Origin of the sequence: Streptomyces sp. NPDC048370 (genome assembly GCF_043200825.1) — a bacterium.
GTDB lineage: Bacteria > Actinomycetota > Actinomycetes > Streptomycetales > Streptomycetaceae > Streptomyces.
This window is the reverse complement of the sequence record NZ_JBICYI010000009.1, coordinates 1-17,610: the sequence shown is the minus strand read 5'-3', so window position 1 is coordinate 17,610 and position 17,610 is coordinate 1. Positions and strand designations below refer to the sequence as shown.

The 17,610-nt window shown below is 73.4% G+C and carries 14 protein-coding genes; 4 read left to right on the top strand and 10 right to left on the bottom strand.

Translation table 11 applies throughout. The features are described from left to right. Positions 1–2: 2 nt before the first annotated feature. The 6 genes from ACGFYP_RS20300 to ACGFYP_RS20275 all read right to left on the bottom strand — a co-directional run bounded on the left by ACGFYP_RS20300 (position 3) and on the right by ACGFYP_RS20275 (position 8,773). A complete protein-coding gene (locus ACGFYP_RS20300) occupies positions 3–1,283 on the bottom strand; it encodes an HEXXH motif domain-containing protein (RefSeq protein WP_393495142.1) in 1,281 nt (426 codons plus the stop codon). A 75-nt stretch (positions 1,284–1,358) separates the two neighbouring features. Next, positions 1,359–1,580, bottom strand: coding sequence for a hypothetical protein (locus tag ACGFYP_RS20295; protein ID WP_393495139.1), 222 nt, complete (start codon positions 1,578–1,580; stop codon positions 1,359–1,361). Between the two features lie 154 nt (positions 1,581–1,734). Then, positions 1,735–4,944, bottom strand: coding sequence for an SAV_2336 N-terminal domain-related protein (locus ACGFYP_RS20290; RefSeq protein ID WP_393495136.1), 3,210 nt, complete (start codon positions 4,942–4,944; stop codon positions 1,735–1,737). 7 nt (positions 4,945–4,951) lie between these two features. Continuing rightward, a complete protein-coding gene (locus tag ACGFYP_RS20285) occupies positions 4,952–5,959 on the bottom strand; it encodes a MoxR family ATPase (protein ID WP_361968505.1) in 1,008 nt (335 codons plus the stop codon). A gap of 112 nt (positions 5,960–6,071) precedes the next feature. Then, positions 6,072–8,273, bottom strand: coding sequence for a trypsin-like peptidase domain-containing protein (locus ACGFYP_RS20280; protein WP_393495132.1), 2,202 nt, complete (start codon positions 8,271–8,273; stop codon positions 6,072–6,074). Next, positions 8,270–8,773, bottom strand: coding sequence for a CU044_2847 family protein (locus tag ACGFYP_RS20275; RefSeq protein WP_393495129.1), 504 nt, complete (start codon positions 8,771–8,773; stop codon positions 8,270–8,272). The genes ACGFYP_RS20280 and ACGFYP_RS20275 overlap by 4 nt, the downstream gene beginning before the upstream one ends. Positions 8,774–8,869: 96 nt before the next feature. On the opposite strand from ACGFYP_RS20275, the gene ACGFYP_RS20270 reads away from it, so the two are divergent. After that, positions 8,870–9,055: a DUF6104 family protein gene (locus ACGFYP_RS20270; RefSeq protein ID WP_356102743.1), complete on the top strand. Its 186-nt coding sequence runs from the start codon at positions 8,870–8,872 to the stop codon at positions 9,053–9,055. A gap of 136 nt (positions 9,056–9,191) precedes the next feature. Here ACGFYP_RS20270 and ACGFYP_RS20265 read toward each other — a convergent pair whose 3' ends face one another. Further along, positions 9,192–10,007, bottom strand: coding sequence for a hypothetical protein (locus ACGFYP_RS20265; protein WP_393495125.1), 816 nt, complete (start codon positions 10,005–10,007; stop codon positions 9,192–9,194). A gap of 147 nt (positions 10,008–10,154) precedes the next feature. Here ACGFYP_RS20265 and ACGFYP_RS20260 point away from each other — a divergent pair, with 147 nt between their 5' ends. Both ACGFYP_RS20260 and ACGFYP_RS20255 read left to right on the top strand, forming a co-directional pair. Further along, on the top strand, positions 10,155–11,066 hold the full coding sequence (locus ACGFYP_RS20260) for a DUF4097 domain-containing protein (protein WP_393495122.1): 912 nt from the start codon (positions 10,155–10,157) through the stop codon (positions 11,064–11,066). Between the two features lies 1 nt (position 11,067). Beyond that, on the top strand, positions 11,068–11,988 hold the full coding sequence (locus tag ACGFYP_RS20255; RefSeq protein ID WP_393495119.1) for a helix-turn-helix transcriptional regulator: 921 nt from the start codon (positions 11,068–11,070) through the stop codon (positions 11,986–11,988). 77 nt (positions 11,989–12,065) lie between these two features. On the opposite strand, the gene ACGFYP_RS20250 is transcribed toward ACGFYP_RS20255, so the two are convergent. The 3 genes from ACGFYP_RS20250 to ACGFYP_RS20240 all read right to left on the bottom strand — a co-directional run bounded on the left by ACGFYP_RS20250 (position 12,066) and on the right by ACGFYP_RS20240 (position 15,989). Then, the gene (locus ACGFYP_RS20250; protein WP_393495116.1) at positions 12,066–13,505 is read right to left on the bottom strand and encodes a cellulase family glycosylhydrolase; all 1,440 of its coding nucleotides are present in this window, start codon (positions 13,503–13,505) and stop codon (positions 12,066–12,068) included. 65 nt (positions 13,506–13,570) lie between these two features. After that, positions 13,571–14,536, bottom strand: coding sequence for a zinc-binding dehydrogenase (locus ACGFYP_RS20245; RefSeq protein WP_361968517.1), 966 nt, complete (start codon positions 14,534–14,536; stop codon positions 13,571–13,573). 244 nt (positions 14,537–14,780) lie between these two features. Beyond that, complete coding sequence (locus tag ACGFYP_RS20240) at positions 14,781–15,989, bottom strand: NADP-dependent malic enzyme (protein ID WP_393495112.1); 1,209 nt, start codon at positions 15,987–15,989, stop codon at positions 14,781–14,783. A 538-nt stretch (positions 15,990–16,527) separates the two neighbouring features. Here ACGFYP_RS20240 and ACGFYP_RS20235 point away from each other — a divergent pair. Beyond that, positions 16,528–17,502, top strand: coding sequence for an ABC transporter substrate-binding protein (locus ACGFYP_RS20235; protein WP_361968521.1), 975 nt, complete (start codon positions 16,528–16,530; stop codon positions 17,500–17,502). The last annotated feature ends 108 nt before the right edge of the window (positions 17,503–17,610 follow it).

Sequence of the window (17,610 nt, the reverse complement as noted above, 5' to 3'; positions counted from 1 at the left end):
TGTTACCCAGCCGCCCTACGGGCTGCGCCCAGGCTCGCGTGGTGCAGCCTCATTTGATGGGCGAACTCCCGGCCCTCACTGGTCAGTTCATCTGATTCAAGCAGGATCGCGAGCGCCTCATCCACCTCATCGTGGATACGGTCGAACTGTTGCCCGGCGCTGGTCCGCCACCGCGCGGACACCCGCTCGGCCGTGGCCGCGCGCCGCCACAGGTCGGTCAGGGCCAGATGCGCGTAGGCGCCGTGGAGCACGCCCGCGATGGGCCGTGGATCGGACCGCCAGCCGACCCGGTGCACGGCCGTCCGTCCCGGCAGGTACAGCGGTACGAGCTCGTGCAGCGTGGCCAGTTTGCTGTGGTGGACCTCGTGGACGAGGGTCTCGGCCATGTCCTGTGCCCCGGAGGGCAGGGAGGTCAGCACGGCTCCGGGGGCGACGCTCAGCGTGGCCCCCGAGGAGCCCGGGCCATGGGGGACGAGCGGCACGAGCGCGCGGACCGCGCGGCGCACCTCTGCGGCCCGGGCCGGGTCGGTGCGCGTCAGGAGGTCCTGGGCGGAGCGCCAGCAGGCGGCCCAGGCCGCCCGGTCGGTGTCCGCGTGCTCGGATCCCGCACGGGGCGGGGTGCCGATTCCGCCGGGCGGCACCCGGTAGGGGTCCAGGTCGTCGAGGCGGGCGGCCGAACCGCTCAGCACCGGCAGTCCGGTCCAGCCCGGCCCCCGTCCGGTCAGCACGCCGGTCCGCCGATCGGTGAGGAACAGGGCGGCGGGGGCTCTGCGCGCGTGGCCCTCGGTATGGATCCGGACGGTTCGGGACCGGGCCTGGAACCGTACCCGGCCGCCCCCCGTCGCCCGCAGCTGTCCGACGCCGGGCAGGGAGAGGAGACCGTCCGGGGCGTCGAGGGTGACGTCGAGGGGCGAGCCGGAGCGCAGGACGGCCGTCACGGCGAGGACGTCGAGCCGGAAGAGGTGCGGGCCGAGGCCCGGCCCGGCCGGTTCCATCAGGGCGCCGGCCAGCCAGGTGCCGGTCGTCGGGTAGTCGAGCAGGTCGCGTACGACGGCGGGGTGGCTCCGTTCGGCCTGCTCCAGGAGCTGCCAGGACGCGGCGAAACGACGGAACACGGCCGGGTCCATGGACTCGCGGTCCCGGTGGACCCGCACCCACAGGGACTTGAGCAGCAGCAGGCGCCTCGTGTGCAGGGCCGAGCGCAGCAGGGTGGCGCTACGAGCGGCGGAGCGGGTGCGGGCCAGCTCCGCGAAGGCCTCCGCGGGGAACAGGGCGCGGGTCATCCCCGCCTCCCCGGCCCGGCCGCGCTGGCTCGTCCGATTCTGACCGGAAACCAGCGGCGGAGAGGACCTGGTCGGTCAATGACCGCCGCCGGACGAGCAGTTGTCGACGAGAGCGCCCTCGTCCCAGGACTCGGCGAGATCCCCCGTGTGCCACAGGACCCGCTCGACGGCGACCGCCAGCTCGGGATCGTCCATGAAGCGCAGCGTCCGCAGGTCGACGGCCGTGAGATCGGGCAAGTGCGGTGGGCGGCCCGCCCCCCGGTCGACGCCGGCGACCCACTCCATGTGCTCCAACACCCTCGGCTCCTCCTCACCGACGCCTGTCCCCCACGGTCGTAGCGGCGGAGCGGTTCTTCCCGACGCCAGGAAGACGGAAACCCGTTCGACTCAACTGCGCCCATGTGCGCCCCCGTTATTCGGCCGTTCTCCGTATCGGCCCTCAGGCCCTCGCCTACCCGGCCGTCTCGCTCCACTCCCACCACGGAGGTGCGATCCGGCGGCGGTCCTGCACGGAGAGCGCGGGACGGTACGGGTTCTGTTCCGCGCCCGCCTCCGCGAGCAGGGCCCTGGTCCGTCCGACGTCGTCCCAGTCCACCTCCACCAGCGCGGACACGAGTCGCCGCCACTGCTCGGCCGCCGCGTCCAGGACCGCGCGGGCGCGTCCGTTCCTGCCCATCAGGAGCAGGACGGATCCCTGGGCGTGCAGGGCGCGGGCGCCGGTGATCGTGCCCGGGGTGTCGCCGTTGGCCGAGCGGGCGTCCTCCCAGGCCCGTTCGTACGCCGTGAGCGCGTCGCCCAGGACGCCGTCCCGGGCCGATTCGCTCAACTCCAGTCTCACCCGTCCCAGTTGCAGCCACACCTCGGAGCGCAGCCCGATGTCCCGGGTCGTGCGCGCGGCCTGTTCCAGGAGGTGGCGGCTCTCGAAGAGGTCGGGCAGGAAGCCGGCGCGGTGGAAGCGCAGGGCCAGCACGCTGCCGATGAGGATCCCGGCCCGGGCGCGCTCAGGGGCGCCGGCCGGGAGGTTGGTGAGGGCCTCGCGCAGCACGCCCTCGGCGCGGTCCACGGGGGCCTGGCCGGGGCTGGTCGCGGCGCGGCGCATCAGGGACTCGCCCCAGGTCATCAGGATCCGGCCGCGCTGTCCGCTGTCGGCGGGGGCGAGCAGGCTGGCCTCCTCGTACGCGGTGTCGGCGGCCGGCCCCTCGCCCGCCGTGTCGTACAGCCGGGCGCGCGCCGACGCCCAGCGCAGCCGCAGGGCGACGCCGTCGCCGAGCAGCTCCCCCGCCCGGTCGAGCACGGGCATGACCTCGGCCGGGTCGGCGCCCGAGAGGTGCAGGGCGTCGGCGAGGTCGAGGAGGGCCGGGACGCTCTCCCGGAGGGAGAGCGCGGTGGTGAGCTCGGTCGCGGCGGCGGCGCCGTCGCCGCGCGCGAGGAGCAGCCGCCCGCGGCGCAGGTGCAGCGTGTGGTGGTGGGCCTCCGGCCAGTCCGGCACGTCGCCGAAGAGCGTGTCGAGGGCGTCGTCCAGGTGGCGGGGGTCGGCGGTGTGGCGCCACAACCCGTGGTGCGCGACGGCCTGTTCGAGCCGCGCCTCGGCCCACTCGGCGCCGCCCTGCTCGGCGAGGGCGCCGGCCCGCTCCAGTTCGCTCAGCGCGCGGTCGAGCAACTCCCGGCGGCGGTCGGTGCCCTGGACGGCGGCGGTGCCGGACTCCGCGTACAGCACGCGTCCGAGCAGGATCCCGGCCTCGACGGGGTGGTCGGGCAGCGCGGCCTCGGCCTGTCGGCGGGCCCGGACGAGCAGCGAGGAGTCGGACTGGCCGAGCCACTGGTCGAAGAGCCGCCGGGCGGCGGCCAGCGGATCGGGGGTGATCAGGTCGGGGTGGTAGAAGCGGAGCACGCGCGCGGGGATACGGGCGAAGAGTTCGGGTTCCGTGCCGACCGGGCCGGTGGGCTCGTCGGTGCCCTCGACCGTGCCGGGCGCGGCCGTCCGGTCCTCCTCGGTGCCGTGGCCCGCGAGCCGGGCGGCCGCGAGCGCGGGGAAGTTGCGCATGCCCTGGCCGAAATTGCGCTCCACGTACTCGGAGCAGTGCTTGAGCACGAGCGCGGCGGCGCCTCGGTCCAGGGAGCCGAGCAGATGCTGCTGCACGCGCGCGGAGTAGCTGAAGCACGGGTACGGGGAAGGGCCTGGCAGTTGTCGAAGGAGCCCGCTGAGCAGGACCTCGGCCAGCTCCATGGGGCCGGTGTCGGGCAGCATCGCGCGTTGGACGAGCTGCATGACGGGGAGGGCGAGCGGGGCGGCCGCGAGGTGGACGGCGAGCCGCAGGGCGCCGGGCGAGGCGCCCGCGGTGAAGGCCCGCAGCAACTCCTCGTCGCTGCGCGGGGAGCGGGGCCGGGCGGGGGAGGCGGTCGGGACGACCGTGGCCGTGCGGAGCGGCTCGGGGGCGATCATGGCCGCCCAGCCGCGCACCGCGCCCGAGCCGTGCCCCGCGTGGAGCCGCGCCCAGGAGGCGAACGCCTCGGGGGTGGGCGTGAGCACGGGCACCGCGCGCGCGTCGGGGGCGGTGGGCTCCCAGGGCTCCTCGTCCGGCTGGAACCCGGTGTGGCCGCCGGGGGACGAGGGGCGCAGTAACAGCCCCGGCTCCACGGCGAGCGCGGTCCGGGGCCAGAGGCGTGGCGGCAGCGGCTGGACGAGGGCGAGCGGGGACTGCCGTGGCCACTGGTGGATCAGCCGCTGGGCCGCGCCGCGCTGCCACAGCGGGCCGACGCAGTCGCTGACGATCAGGGTGAGGCGGCGGCCGGTGGGGTCGTGGAGCTGGTCGCCGGGGCGCAGCCGGGGCCGGCCGTCGGCTCCGGAGGTGGTGGTGACCAGCGGCGCGCCCTCGCCCGTGTCGTAGAGCCGGTGCACCTGGACGTCGCGGAAGGCGCCGGACTGCTGGCAGGCCTGGCGGAGTTCCTCGACCATGCGGGTCCAGACGACCATGGCGGGGCCTGTGTCCATGAGCAGCTGGATGTCGGGGCGGCGGCCCGCCGCCGGGCGCAGGACGGGGGTGAGGATGCCCGCCGCCGCGCTGCGTTCGGCGGTCGCCTCCTCGTCCAGGAGCCCTTCGCCGGGCCGGAGCGGGAAGTGGGCGTAGTGGCGCAGTGGACGGAGCGCCTTCTGCAGGCCGAGGAGGCCGGGCAGGGCGTTGGCGCCGGGCGCGCGGACAGGAAGGGCCCTGCCGCCCCCCGCCGTCCGGACGGTGCCGGGGGTGACGCCGATGAACGGCCGGATGTCGACGGTGTCGGTGGCGCGGGCGGGCCGGGCCGCGTCACCGTCGGGGCCTGTGCCGCTTCCGGAGCCGGTGCCGTCGCCCGGCGCGCGGTCGCCGTCGGTTCCCGTACCCGTACCCGTACGGGAGGAACGGGCATCGCCGCCGTCCGCCCCCTCGCTGCCCTCGCCGATGGCCGGATCTCGCCCCTCCGCGGAGGACTCGGGGCCGTCCAGGTCCTCCTGGTGCGCCGCGCCCCGGTTCTCCGCCGGGCCGTCCTCGGGACCGTCGGCCGGGCCCGGGGCAGCCGTCGGGAGCCACTGGGCGAGCCAGACGGCGTCCGCGACCTCCTCGGCCGTGGGCTCCTGGCCACCGGCCCGCAGTCTGCGGGTGAGCTCCTCCAGATGCATCCGGTGCATCCGGTCATCACCTCGGCTGATCGAGCGGCTGCATGAGCATGTCCGCGATGCGTTCCCGGGTCACCCGCTCGGTGCGCGGGGCGTGCTGGGTCAGATAGATCGCGTTCAGGAGCTGGTCGGTGGCGATGACCTCGCCGGGTTCGCGGTTGAGGAAGCGGTTGACCAGCCCCTCTTCACCGGCCGCCGCGTCGGGGCCGAGGTGCGCCTCGATCATGGCGCCGAGCTGCTCCTCGCCCGGGGGCTCCAGCTCCAGGCGGATGCAGCGGCGCAACAGGGCGGCGGGGAAGTCCCGTTCGCCGTTGGAGGTGAGCACGATGAACGGGAACGTGGAGCAGCGGATCCGCCCGCCCTGGACGGGGACCTTCCGGCCGTCGTCCGTGAGCACCTGGACCACCGGCTCCCGGTCGGCGAGCCGCTCCAGCTCCGGGATGGCGAACTCGCCCTCCTCCAAGGCGTTCAGCAGGTCGTTCGGCAGGTCCAGGTCGCTCTTGTCGAGCTCGTCGATCAGCAGGACCCGGGGCTGCTCGGAGGGGAGCAGCGCGGTGCCGAGCGGTCCGAGCCGGATGTACGAGCCGATGCCCGCCGGGGTCGCGGCGGGCACCGTCGACCCGGCCTGGGCGCGCTCCAGCTGGACGTCCTGGAGACGGCCGATGGCGTCGTAGCGGTACAGCCCGTCCTGGAGGGTCGACCGGGAGACGATCGGCCACCGCAGGACCCGGCCCAGGCCCAGTTCGTGGGCGACGGCGTGGGCGAGCGTGGACTTCCCGGTGCCGGGGTTGCCGGTGACGAGGAGCGGCCGGCGCAGATAGAGCGCCGCGTTGACGGCGTCGGTCTCGGCGGGCCGGGGGTGGTGGTTCTGGACCAGGCGGCGGCGCACGCCGAGCCGTCGGTCGGAGCCGGCCAGGGTGTCGTCCGCTCCGCCGGTCGAGAAGTCCCGCCACGGCGGCGGGGCGGGCAACCGCCGTATCTCGTCGTGCGGGTGGCCGGCACCACGGTAGATCCGCCAATCGTTCACGATGAACTCCTCCTGGCTGCAGTGGTGTCGTGGCCCGGCCCTTCGAACGTACCGCCCGACCCCACCCGCTGCCGATGCACGAACCGGACCGATTGTCCGCGTGTCCGGCCGGTCACCACTCCTCCTCGGCGAGCATCGGCGGGCCCTGGAGGGGGTCTTCGTGCGGGGGGCGATCAGGGGGATCGAAGAGAACGGCGAGGTTCGCGGCCCAGGCGTGTTCGGAACGGACGGGCGGAGCGTCGTCCGTGTCCTCGTCGTAGGTGGGATCCAGGTCAAGCTGCGGATCCGGGTCCGGGCCGAGGTGAGGACCAGGTTCCGGATCCGGATCCGGACCGAGATCCAGGTCGAGATCCAGGTCGAGGTCCATCTCCATGTCCGCGTCGGCGGAGACCCGCTTGCGCAGGGAGATGACCGGCCCGTGCAGCCCCTCGGCCCGGCCCGCCTCGGCGAGGAGCCGGTCGGCGCGCTCGTGGAACTCGGCGCAGTAGGTGGGGTCGTGTTCGTGGTCGCCGGTGCGCCACAGGGCGATGGGGTGGCCGGCGGCGAGCGCGGCGGCCATGGCCTTCAGCCCGTCGCCGCTGCCGACGGGTCCGCAGTAGACGGGCACCGAGCCGTCCTCGGCCTCCGAGAGCCGTACCCAGGCCTGGCGGGGCGACTCCCTGCGGATCCGGTGCGCCGCGTGGACGTCCCGCGCGGCCGCGAGCGTCTCGGCGCGCAGCGGTACCGCCCGGAGCGGGCCGAGCCCTGCCGTCCGCCACCGCCTGTGCCACTCGGGCGCGGGCGGGCGCGCGTTGCGGCCGGCGTCCCGGATGACGACGATCCGGCGGTGGCCGAGGGGCAGCGAGCGTTCGTCGAAGAGCTCGTCCTCGGGCGAGAGGCGCCAGGTGTCGAGGGGTTCGTCGAAGAGCTCGCGCGGCAGCACCGCTTCGACGGCGGCCAGATGCTCGCCCCGGTCGCCCCGGGCCAGCGCGTCCGCGAGCGGCTCCCGCAGGGTGTCCCGGAGCAGCTCGCGCTCGACGCCCTCGTCGTCGCCGTGCAGCGGGGTGATGGTGCGCCCGTCGAAGAGGAGCTTGACCCGCCAGGGGAACTTCCGGCCGTAGGGCGGGGTGTCGATCTCGACCAGGACGTCGGCCCGCGCCCCGAGCGCCGGGCCGTCCGGGCCCGAACGGCCGCCGATGGCACGGCCGTTCGCGAGGACGCCGGCGATCGCCTTACGGGTGCCGAGCGGCATCTCGGCCGCCGCATGGGTGACCCAGGCGGCCAGGCTGCGGCTCGCGACGCCGTCCCCGTACCGCTCCCTGACGTGCCGGGCGACCTTCGCCGCGTACACGAACACGGCGTTCGGGCCGAGGTCGGCGGCCGCTTCCTGGTTCGGCTCGTGGAGTTCGTGGAGGAGCCCGACGCCCTCGCGCCAGGTCTGCGGGGCGACTTCGAGCACGGGGCGCATGTCGTGGCCGACCGTCAGTCGCCGTGCCTCGTCGACGAGGTGCAGCACCTCCCCGGGGCCGGTGGGCGGGGGGAGTTCGGCGAGCCTCCCGTACAGATGGATGCGGCGCCCGGGGTCGAGGCCCTGGGCGGTGGGGGGCCGGTGGTGGAGCTGCGCCCTGGTCCAGTCGGCCGCGCCGGAGAGGGAGCGGTACCGGGCGAGGTGGTGGCGGTCGTGGTCCCGCATGACCTCGGAGAGCACCTCGCCGCCCCGCTCGCGGCGGAGCCTGCGCAGGGAGGCGACGGGGACGGCGGCGCCCTCGTCCGCGCCGCGCCCCTTGTTGAGGCCGATGACGACCGCCCGGTTCAGGTCGACGACGGGTCCGCCGGAGAGCCCCTCCACGGGCTGTGTGCCGCTCAGCAGGAGGGCCTCGCCGTCGACGCCGTGGACCTGGCCGACGGCGTCACGGATCGCGAGCCGGCCGGTCACCCGTGACCAGCCGTACAGCGCGACGGGGATGGGCTCGGCGATGACGGGCGGGCGCTCACTGAGCCGTACGCAGCTCGCGTCCCGGGCGTCGGGGACGCGGACGAGCGCGAGGTCGGGGAAGTCCCAGCGGTCCAGCTGCTGTTCGGGCTCGGCGGGGCGCGGTCGCGCGAGGACGACCTCGCCGGTCGTCACTCCGCCGTCCCAGACGATGCCGACGGCACGCTCGCCTTTCCACACCGCGCTTCCCCCCTTTGCCACGACGTGGGCGCAGGTCAGCACCCAGCCGGGGGCGATGAAGAAGCCGGTGCCCCAGTACCGGTCGCCGTGCGGGTCATACCCGTCACCGGGAGCCGCGATGCGTACCAGTGCGGGGCGCACGAGGGATTCGAAGGCGCTCATACGGCGCCATCGGCCGCCGGCCGGTGCGGCGCCCCCGCGTCGGGCGCCGGCGCGGGCCCGGGTACCGGTGCGGGGGCGGGTGCAGAGCCCGGTTCACGGCCGGGTGCGGGGGCGGCCGGTTCGGCGGCGGGCTCCGCGCCCGGTGCCGTGTCGGGCGCGGGGCCCGGTTCTGTCCAGGTGAGGGAGACCGCGATCGAGGCCGTGCCGCCGCCCTCCGCGAGGACGCTGATCACCTTGCCCGCCTGCGCGGACAGTTCGATGCCGAAGCTGACGGAGACCTCGACCGGCGCCTGCGGGTCGAGCCCGCCCCGCAGCGAACCGACGACTCCGCGCACGACGTCGGTGAGCCCCTCCGCCATGGAGACCACCCGATCGCCGACCCGGTCGCCGATGCCGGTGTCCGTGAAGCCGCCACCCCTGCGTAGTTCCTCGGGCTCGCTGATGCGGGCCCAGACGGGTGTCCCGTCGTCCAGTCGAATCCGAGCGATCCCGTGCGTCACAGCGGCCCCCCGCTCCCCGAAACGATGATGAAGAAGGCTAGTCCCTGCAGCTGACGAGCGCGATAGGACGTGCGGAGCACGGCCTATCCTGATCGCATGTATTTCACTGACCGTGGCATCGAAGAACTGGAGAAGCGGCGCGGCGAGGAGGAGGTCTCCTTCGAGTGGCTCGCCGAGCAGCTGCGTACGTTCGTCGACCTCAACCCCGACTTCGAGGTGCCCGTCGAGCGCCTCGCGACCTGGCTGGCCCGCCTCGACGACGAGGACGAGGACGACGAGTAGGAGCGGCCTCCCCGAGGCTGCCTCCCTGAGGCTGCCTCCCTGAGGCTGCCTCCCTGAGGTTGCCTCCCTGAGGTTGCCTCCCTGAGGTTGCCTCCCTGAGGGTCTTTCCTCGGGTGAGGGTGACCCCCTTCGGGGGTCACGGACCGCGCAGGCGGTCGTAGACGAGCCCCAGCGCGCCGTGGACGACGAGCAGCGCCCCGGCCGCCGTCCAGCCTCCGCTGCGGCGGCCGACGCCCCAGGCGAGCAGGGGCAGCCCGGCCCCGAGTTGGGCCGCGCCGAGCAGCCGGGCCCTGGGGCCGCGCAGATACGGGCCGAAGGGGCCGCCCTCCACCGCGTCGAGTTCGGCGCGCACGGCGTCGCGCCAGCCGGACCATTCGAGCTGTTCCGCCCCCTGCGCCAGGGCGACCGAGCGGAGCCGGTCGGCGCTCTCGCCGGGCATGAGGCCGGTGGGCAGGGCGAGGCCGACGCGGGCGAGGACGGCGGTCAGGCCGATGAGCCGGGCCTGCGCGTCGGCGTCGCCGTCGGGCCGGATGAGCGACTCGAGGGCCTGGACGTCGAGGACGGGATCGAGGGCGAGCCTGGCCGCGAAGGTGCGCATGGCCTCGTCCTCGCCGACCGGGGTGCCGTCCGCCAGCCAGGTGTAGCCGACGGTGCGGCGGAATCCGGCGGCGAGGGTGAAGCCCGCACGGTCCTCGTCCCACCAGAGCGCGAGGACGGGCCAGGTGGCGGCGGAGACGGCCAGCGCGGTGGCCCAGCCCGTGACGACCCGCTCGACGGGCTCGCCGCCGTGGAGCCAGGGTTTCCCTTCCGGGACGACGACGCTCCATTCGGTACCGGCCGGGGCGAGGAGGAGTTGTTCGCGCAGCAGCTGGGCCGGCGGGCGTACCGCCGCGGGCTCGGCGCGGCAGAGCAGCAGCGCCCCGGCGGGGCGCGATCCGGATGTCGCGTTCATGAGGCCTTACGCTAGGCCAATTTGCCCCGGTACGAGAGTGAATGCCCGCCCGCGCCCCCTCGAACGGGGGTTGACTTCCCCGTACCGCGATATATCGTGTCTAACGAGAGACGCGATATGTTGCGTCGCCGAACGGGAGGTCAGCAGATGACAGAGTGGTCCGTGGCCGAGCCGACGAAACTCACGCTGTCCGACCCCGTGACGTGCCTCCGGGTCCGCGTCGTCAACGGCACGGTGAACGTGGTGGGCACCGACGAGAGCGCCGCCCGCCTGGAGGTCTCCTCGATCGAGGGCCCGCCACTGACCGTCACGCAGGAGGGCTCGACCCTGACCGTCACCTATGGCGACCTGCACTGGAAGGGCTTCCTCAAGTGGTTCGACCGCCACGGCTTCCGCCGCAGGGCCGTGGTCTCGGTGGCCGTCCCCGCCGGCACGGACGTCGAGGTGGGCGTGGTCGGTGCCGGCGCGGTGATCTCCGGCATCAAGGGGCGTACGGACGTCCAGTGCGTCACGGGTGACACCACCCTCGTCGGTCTCTCCGGCCCGGTCCAGGCGGAGAGCGTCTCCGGCTCCTTCGAGGCCCACACCGTCACGGGCGCGCTGCGGGTCAACACCGTGACCGGCGACCTGACCGTCATCGACGGCTCGGGGGCCTCCGTGAAGGCCGACACGGTCAGCGGGGACATGGTGATCGACCTCGGCGCGGGCGAGCCGGCGGGACCGCCCGCCGACATCCGCCTGACCAGCGTCTCCGGCGAGATCGCGCTCCGGATCCCGCACCCGTCGGACGCCGAGGTCGAGGCCAGCACCACGAGCGGCTCCGTCTCCAACGCCTTCGAGGACCTGCGGGTCAGCGGGCAGTGGGGCACGAAGAGCATCACCGGCACGCTCGGCGACGGCCGCGGCAAGCTCAAGGCCACGACGGTCTCCGGCGCGATCGCCCTCCTGCGCCGCCCGGAACCGGCCGGCGCCGACGACCTCGACGCCTCCCCCGCGTCCTCCGCCCCCTCCGCGTCCTCCGCCACGCCCTCGTCCTCGCCCTCCGGAAAGGTGCTGTGACATGCCGCCCGTCTTCGCCCACGGCCGCCTGCGTCTCTATCTGCTCAAGCTCCTCGACGAGGCGCCCCGCCACGGCTACGAAGTGATCCGGCTCCTGGAGGAGCGGTTCCAGGGCCTGTACGCGCCCTCGGCCGGCACGGTCTACCCCCGGCTCGCCAAGCTGGAGGCCGAGGGGCTGGTCACGCACGCCACCGAGGGCGGCCGCAAGGTGTACTCGATCACCGACGCGGGCCGCGCGGAGCTGGCCGGCCGCGTCGGCGAACTGGACGACCTGGAGCAGGAGATCCGCGAGTCGGTCTCCGAGCTCGCCGCCGAGATCCGCGACGACGTGCGCGGGGCGGCGGGCAAGCTGCGCAGCGAAATGCGCGCGGCGGCGAGCGAGACCCGGCAGAAGGGCTCCTCGTTCGCCGACGCCAAGGACGAGCTGCGCCGCGCCAAGCAGGAGTGGAAGGAGCAGACCCGCCAGGCCCGCGAGGAGGCCCAGTCGGCGCGCCGGCAGGCCAAGGAGTTCCAGCGGATCGCCAAGCAGGTCCAGGACGAGGTCCAGGACCACTTCGCGCGCGGCGACTGGCCGACGGGTGTCTGGGAGGGCATCTCGGACATCACCGCCCAGCTGGGCAGCCTGGTCACGGGCACGACGCACCCCAAGGCGTCGGGCCGGGCCACCGCGGCCCCGGAGGAGGCCGCCTCGGAGGAGACCGGCTCCGAGCGGGCCGCCTCGGACTGGGCCCGGACGGTCGATTCCACCGGCGACCCGGCCCGCGACCTGGACCGGCTCCTGGACCGGTTCCGCGACGACATCCGCGACGCCGCCCGGGACCACGGGGTGACGGCGGCCCAGCTGACCGAGGCCCGCCGCCATCTGTCGTCGACGGCGGACCGCGTCACGTCCCTCCTCCGCCCGGAGCGCAAGGAGGCCTAGGAGGCCGAGGACGCCTGGCGCGCCCGGGTGGCCCAGGGTGCCCAGGTGACCCTGGGTGCCCAGGTGGCCCAGGTGGCCTAGGGGGCGGCGCGGGTGGCGGTGACCGTCACTCGGGTGCCCGGGGCCGCCAGGACCCAGGCGGAGCCGCCGCCCTTGCGCGTGCGGAGCACGATCGCCTTCCCCCGGGCCGTCACCTGCCAGGCGCCCGGGGGAAGGGAGAGCTCGGTGACCCGGGAGCCCCGCCGGGACGAGACGTACTCCAGCCGGTAGACGCCCGCCCCGGAGTCGTACGCGGCGGAGGTGACCGTGCCCGCGACCGCCTCCGCGTAGGGCTCGGCGGTCAGCTCCTTGTTCGTACGGAAGGTCCCTGCGCCGTCCACCGCGCAGTACCCGCCGCCGTAGCACCACACGTAGCCGGCCCATCCGCTGCCGTAGCGGCCGAGGGAGGCCATCGCCTCGCGGTAGAAGCGGTTCATGTTCGGCAGGGAGTTGTTGAGCGGCCCCCACTCCCCCACGACGACCGGGACCTTGTACTCCTTGGGGTACTGGGTCACGGCCTGTTCGTACGTCTCGATCCAGCCGGCCGCCGGGTCGTAGTCGGCGCCCGCCTCCATGGCGGTGTTGTAGAAGTGCGGGGCGTAGACGACCTTCGGGTCGCCGATCCTGCCGAGGCCCGTCGGCACGCCCTCGCCGACGATCGGGGTCGGCTCGACGAAGACCCAGGTGTCCCGGTCCACCGAACGGACCGCGTCCGCGAGCCGGTTGTACATCGGGGTCAGCTGCTCGCGCTCGATCCGCCGGGCCGCCGTCGGCAGCTCCTCGCCCTCGCGCAGCTCGCCCATGGGCTCGTTGATCAGGTCGTAGCCGAGGACCGCCGGGTGGTCCTCGAAGCGGTCGGCGAGGACGCGCCACATCGCGGCCTGGGCGCGGCGCAGGTCCTCGTCCTCGTAGAGATGGGTGAAGGCGCGCTGCACGGCCGGCTCGAAGTACTCGGCGAACCAGTCGTCGGGGTGCGGGGTGAAGGGCAGCCCGTCCGTCCTGGTCGCCCAGGCCGGCACGCCCCGGTGGCCGAAGGCCGGTCCGAAGACGTCCTGGTGGGCGTCGATGAGGACATGGACGTCGTGCTTCTCCGCCCAGTCCAGGATGCGTTCGATCTTCCGCAGATAGCCCTGGCTGTACTGGCCCCGGCGCGGCTCCAGGTCGTCCCAGAAGACGAGCAGCCGGGCGAAGTTGAAGCCCTGGGCGCGCATGTCCCGGAAGTGCCGTTCGGTGATGGCGGAGAGGGCCTGCTCGCCGCGGTTCGCCTTGTCCTCGACGTTCCAGCCGCGCAGCGTCAGGGCGCGGCCATGGTCGTCGGTGAGGACGGGTATCTCACCGGGCTTCCCCCCAGGGATCCCGCCGGGCTTCCCACCGGAGATCCCGCCGGGTGTCCCGGCGGCGCTCTCGGCGTGGGCGGCGCCGGTCGGGGCGAGGAGCGCGGCGACGACGGCGCCCGCGGCAAGGGTCGTTCGTAACAAGAGAACCTCCGGCACGACGGTGTGATCGCAGTGCCGGAGATCCCATCAGCAGATCTGACGATCCATCAAGAGGTCGTCAGGACGATCTTCCCGAAGAGGTCGCCCGAGGCCATCTTCTCGAAGCCCTCGCGCGCCCGGTCCAGCGGCAGCACGTCGTCGATCACCGGCCGCAGGCCCTTGGTGGCGCAGAACGCGAGCAGGTCCTCCAGCTCGTCCTTCGTTCCCATCGTCGAGCCGACGACCTTCAGCTCCAGGAAGAAGATCCGGGTGAGCTCGGCATGCGAGGGGCGGTCGCCGCTCGTGGCGCCCGAGATCACCAGGGTGCCGCCGGGGCGCAGCGACTTGACCGAGTGCGACCAGGTGGCGGCGCCGACGGTCTCGATGACGGCGTCCACGCGCTTGGGCAGCCGTGCGCCCGGCTCGTACGCCTCGACGGCACCCAGCTCGACGGCCCGCTTCCGCTTGGCCTCGTCCCTGCTGGTGGCGAAGACCCGCAGACCGGCGGCGGCGCCCAGGGCGATGGCGGCGGTGGCGACGCCGCCGCCGGCGCCCTGGACCAGGACCGAGTCGCCGGGGCGCACGCCCGCGTTGGTGAAGAGCATGCGGTACGCGGTGAGCCAGGCGGTCGGGAGGCAGGCGGCCTCCTCGAAGGAGAGCTCCTTGGGCTTGGGGAGCACGTTCCAGGAGGGCACGGTGACGCGCTCGGCGAAGGTGCCCTGGTACCGCTCGGTCAGGATCGAGCGGGGCTCGTCGGGGCCGACCCCGTGGCCGGTCTGGCCGATGACCGAGTGGAGGACGACCTCGTCGCCGTTCTCGTCGATGCCCGCGGCGTCGCAGCCGAGAATCATCGGCAGCCTCTCCTCGGGCAGGCCGACCCCGCGCAGCGACCAGAGGTCGTGGTGGTTGAGCGAGGCGGCCTTGACGGTGACGGTGGTCCACCCGGGACGCACCTCTGGCTCGGGCCGTTCGCCCAGCTCAAGGCCGTTCAGCGGCTGGTCACGGTCGATTCGGGCGGCGTAGGCAGCGAACATGGCCATGAGCGTAGGGTCGCCGGGCCCGCGGCGGAACCGCCCATCGCTGTGACGCACGTCCCTGCCGCCCCGCCCGCGAGGGGCTACGGATCGGCCCCGGGGCGCCGCCCGCGCGGGGCACGCAGAAGCCCCGCCGCGCCCCTCCGCGCCCCCGCCGCGCCCCTCCACGCCCCCGGCGCGAGAGGCATGCGAAAGGGCCCCGCCCTGAGATCAGGACGGGGCCCTTCGCGGGGTGTGCGACGCGTCAGCGGCGCGCCACGCCCTCGGCGCGGGCGGCGGCGGCGACCGCGGCCGCGACGGCCGGGGCGACACGCTCGTCGAACGGCGACGGGATCACGCAGTCGGCGGCGAGCTGGTCGCCCACCACGTCCGCGATCGCGTTCGCCGCGGCGATCTTCATGCCCTCGGTGATCCGGGAGGCCCGGACCTGGAGGGCGCCGGCGAAGATGCCGGGGAAGGCGAGCACGTTGTTGATCTGGTTCGGGTAGTCCGAGCGGCCGGTCGCCACGACGGACGCGTACTTGTGCGCGACGTCGGGGTGGACCTCGGGGTTCGGGTTGGCCATGGCGAACACGAACGCGTTCGGCGCCATGGACGCGACCGCGGCCTCCGGGACCGTACCGCCGGAGACGCCGATGAAGACGTCCGCGCCGGCCAGGGCGGTCTCGAGGGAGCCGACGAGGCCGGCCTTGTTGGTGATCTCCGCGAGCTCGCGCTTGACCGGGTTCAGGTCGTCCCGGTCGCGGCTGACGATGCCCTTGCGGTCCGTGACGGCGACGTCACCGAGCCCCGCCTCCAGGAGGAACTTGGCGATCGCGACCCCGGCCGCGCCGGCGCCGGAGATGACCGCGCGCAGGTCGCCGAGGCCACGGCCGGTCAGCTTCGCCGCGTTACGGAGCGCGGCGAGGGTGACGACGGCGGTGCCGTGCTGGTCGTCGTGGAAGACGGGGATGTCCAGGCGCTCCTGGAGCTTGCGCTCGATCTCGAAACACCGGGGCGCCGAGATGTCCTCCAGGTTCACCCCACCGAAGGACGGCGCGAGCCGGACGACGGTCTCCACGATCTCGTCGGTGTCGGTGGTGGCGAGCGCGATCGGAACCGCGTCCACGCCGCCGAACTGCTTGAAGAGGATCGCTTTCCCCTCCATGACCGGAAGCGAGGCCTCCGGGCCGATGTCGCCGAGTCCGAGCACCGCCGTACCGTCGGTCACGACCGCGACGACCTGAGACTTCCAGGTGTAGTCGTGGACCAGCTCCGGCTGCTCGGCAATCGCGGTGCACACCTTGGCGACGCCGGGCGTGTACGCGAGGGACAGGTCGTCCTTGTCGCGCAGCGGCACCGTGGCCGAGATGGCCATCTTGCCGCCGCGGTGCAGCGCGAAGGCCGGATCGAAGGGCTCCTGAGCCCCTTCCGTGCCGCTCTCGCTGCGAGGATTGACGATCTCCGCTGCCATTGGGTTGACCCCTTAAGTCTTCTTCATTTGAGGGTGGCCACTCCTTGTTGAGGAGGGGTGGGCGGGTCCCGCGGTCGCCGTGTCTGGCAACCGCGCGGGCGCGCCGCACAACGCGCCCTGAGCCCCGGATGAGGGGTGTAAGGATCCTTCTTACCGGACGTACATCACCGTAGACGAGTCCATTAGGTAGCGGTGATGCGGCTCATACGGACGCAATGGCACCTTGCGCACAGCAGGCGCGTCGCCCCATGTCCGGACACGTTGTCCTGTAGACCGGATGGTGGCCTTCGTGTCGTCCGGATGGCGAGATCAACCGGAGATTTTCCGGTCTCGGGGAGCATTCCCCGGAAGAGGTCCGGCCCATGTTCACCGGGTCTCTGAGGTTCGGGGGTCACCCGTTATCCGATTTTGACATGCGTGGCCGTCTGATTGACGCCGTCCGAATGGCAAGATGCGCGTAATCACACGAGGTCGCGACACCCGAAGGTGCGTGCGCGCGGCCTATGGCAACTCCCTCACACGCCGGAGGAACCCGACCATGACCGCACGCTCCACGCGCCGTACGACCGCCAAGACCCGCACGTCCCGTCTTGCCGCGGTCGCCGCCATCGCGGTCGCCGGCTCCATGCTGCTGACCGCCTGTGGCGACCAGACCGAGGGCGGCTCGACCCCCGAGGGCGACAAGACCTCCGGTGCCGTGAGCACCGCCCCGCTCTTCTCCAAGCTGCCCGCCGACATCCAGAAGGCCGGCGTCATCAAGGTGGGTACGGACGCCACGTACGCGCCGATGGAGTTCAAGGAGGGCGACAAGATCGTCGGTGTCGACCCCGACATCGCCGCCGCCCTGTCCAAGCAGCTCGGTGTGAAGTTCGAGTTCGCCAGCGGCACGTTCGACACCCTGCTCACCGCGCTGCCGACCGGTCGTACGGACGTCGTCATGTCCTCGATGACCGACACCAAGGCCCGCCAGGAGGGCCTGGACGACAAGGGCCAGAAGGTCGGCACGGGCGTCGACTTCGTCGACTACTTCACCGCCTCCACCGGCATCCTGGTGAAGAAGGGCAACCCGGAGAACATCAAGTCCCTCGACGACCTGTGCGGCAAGAAGCTCGCCGTCCAGCGGGGCACGACGTACGAGCAGGCCGCCAAGGACCAGGCCGAGAAGTGCAAGAAGGACGGCAAGCCGGCCCTCACCTTCGAGTCCTTCCCGACCGACGCCGAGGCCCAGACCCGCGTCAAGGCGGGCGGCGCCGTCGCCGACCTGAACGACTCGCCGGTCGCCGCGTACATCGCGAAGACCGCGGGCGGCGGCAACGACTTCGAGGCCATCGCCAACAAGACGGACGCCGGCTTCTTCGGCATCGCGGTCGACAAGAAGGACACGCAGCTGCGTGACGCCATCAAGGAAGCCCTCGACGCGATCATCAAGGACGGCACCTACAAGGCGGCGCTGGACAAGTGGAACGCCGGGGACGGCGCCATTCCCGCGGCCAAGATCAACGGCGGCTCCTGAACCCCACGCACCACTGAAGGGCAGTCGTTGTGACTGACAAGCTCGACAAGGTTCCCGACGGGGCGTCGCCCGCCCCGTCGGACCTCCCCCCGGAGGCCATCAAGGCCA

What these genes read in the sequence shown, in the direction of transcription:
- ACGFYP_RS20280 (WP_393495132.1), bottom strand. Translation starts at nt 8,273, where the DNA reads ATGAGCGCCTTCGAATCCCTCGTGCGCCCCGCACTGGTACGCATCGCG.
- ACGFYP_RS20270 (WP_356102743.1), top strand. Translation starts at nt 8,870, where the DNA reads ATGTATTTCACTGACCGTGGCATCGAAGAACTGGAGAAGCGGCGCGGC.
- ACGFYP_RS20290 (WP_393495136.1), bottom strand. Translation starts at nt 4,944, where the DNA reads ATGCACCGGATGCATCTGGAGGAGCTCACCCGCAGACTGCGGGCCGGT.
- ACGFYP_RS20235 (WP_361968521.1), top strand. Translation starts at nt 16,528, where the DNA reads ATGACCGCACGCTCCACGCGCCGTACGACCGCCAAGACCCGCACGTCC.
- ACGFYP_RS20300 (WP_393495142.1), bottom strand. Translation starts at nt 1,283, where the DNA reads ATGACCCGCGCCCTGTTCCCCGCGGAGGCCTTCGCGGAGCTGGCCCGC.
- ACGFYP_RS20260 (WP_393495122.1), top strand. Translation starts at nt 10,155, where the DNA reads ATGACAGAGTGGTCCGTGGCCGAGCCGACGAAACTCACGCTGTCCGAC.
- ACGFYP_RS20245 (WP_361968517.1), bottom strand. Translation starts at nt 14,536, where the DNA reads ATGTTCGCTGCCTACGCCGCCCGAATCGACCGTGACCAGCCGCTGAAC.
- ACGFYP_RS20240 (WP_393495112.1), bottom strand. Translation starts at nt 15,989, where the DNA reads ATGGCAGCGGAGATCGTCAATCCTCGCAGCGAGAGCGGCACGGAAGGG.
- ACGFYP_RS20265 (WP_393495125.1), bottom strand. Translation starts at nt 10,007, where the DNA reads ATGAACGCGACATCCGGATCGCGCCCCGCCGGGGCGCTGCTGCTCTGC.
- ACGFYP_RS20255 (WP_393495119.1), top strand. Translation starts at nt 11,068, where the DNA reads ATGCCGCCCGTCTTCGCCCACGGCCGCCTGCGTCTCTATCTGCTCAAG.